General features: G+C 66.5%; 2 protein-coding genes. One reads left to right on the forward strand and one right to left on the reverse strand.

Annotated elements, in window-relative coordinates:
• Positions 1-133 precede the first annotated feature (133 nt).
• The gene (locus IE321_RS41415) at positions 134-619 is read left to right on the forward strand and encodes a DUF1877 family protein (RefSeq protein WP_190226771.1); all 486 of its coding nucleotides are present in this window, start codon (positions 134-136) and stop codon (positions 617-619) included.
• A gap of 18 nt (positions 620-637) precedes the next feature.
• Here the strand turns inward: IE321_RS41415 and IE321_RS41420 are convergent, their stop codons facing one another.
• Entirely contained in the window at positions 638-1,513 is an 876-nt protein-coding gene (locus IE321_RS41420; RefSeq protein WP_190226772.1) for an IS5 family transposase, read from the reverse strand.
• Positions 1,514-1,562 lie beyond the last annotated feature (49 nt).

The raw sequence follows: 1,562 nt of genomic DNA on the forward strand, positions 1-1,562 counted from the left end.
CTAGGCCGTGTATCGAAAGAGACTTGCCGGATGCCGCGAGCCGGTATCGACGACGCGTGGCTGTCAGTGCCGTCAAGTAGGTTCTGTCCGTTCGGCCTGACAGGTGGGTCGTTGAGCCGAGGGATTCGTCGTAGTGAGCATCTACCTGCACTTTCGTGCCGTGGCTGTATCCGAGATCCGGGACGACCACACCTGGCTCGCTGCGTTCATGTCTGAGGCTTGGGAGAACGACGAGGCCGAGTACGCCGCGGGCATCGCCCACTCGATCAGCAAGAGCTGGAACGCTGTCCACGACCTCTACGCCGCAGCCGATGCCCTCTGTACAGACGCCGACGAGCCCTGGAATCTGCCGATCTACGGCGGCCGCCCGGTACTCCACAGCGCTGACGCCAACCCCTCCGATCCCCCGCTGATGCTTCTGGAGCCGCCCGGGGTGTCACAGGCCGCGCAGTTCCTTACGACTGTCTCTTTCGACGAGCTGTGGAACGTCGTCGAGGCAAGGTTCAGTGCCCTCGGCTGGACCAAGCAGGAGCACCTCGAACATCACAGGGACCTCCAGGAGTTCTACGGGCAGGCGGCTTCGGCAGGCCACGCGGTGGTCAAAGCGGTATGGGCTTGAGACGTGGACACGCGCTGATCACAGCCATTCGTTGATGGCCGCGACCAGCACGGTCGCCTCGTAGCGGACCGCAAGTTTGTCGTACCGGGTGGCGACAGCGCGGTGCCTCTTGAGGCGATTGATCCCGCACTCGACCGCATGACGCTCGCGGTAGTCGGCCGGGTCGAAATGCGGAGGTCGGCCACCCCGTGAGCCCAGCTTCTGGCGGTTGCGTGCTTGGTCGGCCTTGTCAGGGATCGTGCAGCGGATCCCCCGCCGACGCAGATAGACGCGGTTCTTCCGGGAAGCGTACGCCTTATCCGCCCGCACGCGATCGGGACGGACACGCGGCCGGCCCGGCCCGATGCGAGGCACACGGATCTTCTCCAGCACCGGTTCGAACTGCGGCGAGTCGCCGCGCTGCCCGGCGGTCACCACGATCGCCATGGGCTTCTGCCCCTGCTCGACGGCCAGGTGCAGCTTGGTGGTGAACCCACCGCGTGAACGCCCCAGCCCGTGATCACCGGGCTCTTCATGCACACCGCCCGGTGGTTCCTTCTGCAGGTCACCCCGCTTGCGGGCCCCGGCCGCGTGCTGGTGGGCGCGACAGACCGTGGAGTCGACGCTCAGGTCCCACACGATCGCCCCCTTCGAGTCGGCCAGGGACTGGAGCCGGGTGAGGACCCGGTTCCAGGTGCCGTCCCGCTGCCAACGGCGGAACAGGTCGTAGACCCGGCCCCACGGCCCGTACTCGACGGGCACGTCCCGCCACGGAACACCAGTCCGGACCCGGAACCGTATGCCATCGATCAACTGCCGCCGAGACCAGACCGGCGGCCGGCCCGTCTTCCTGCCCGTCGGCAACAACGGCGCCAGTGCCGCCCACTGCTCGTCCGTGAGATCTCCCCGCGCCATGGACCACGATCATTCACAGCTCAAGATCCACTTTCGATACACGGCCTAG

Origin of the sequence: Streptomyces hydrogenans (assembly GCF_014656075.1) — a bacterium.
Taxonomy (GTDB): Bacteria; Actinomycetota; Actinomycetes; order Streptomycetales; family Streptomycetaceae; genus Streptomyces; species Streptomyces hydrogenans.

Bases quoted from the DNA above. Each gene is read 5' to 3' on its own strand.
- IE321_RS41420 (WP_190226772.1), bottom strand. From the start codon at position 1,513: ATGGCGCGGGGAGATCTCACGGACGAGCAGTGGGCGGCACTGGCGCCG.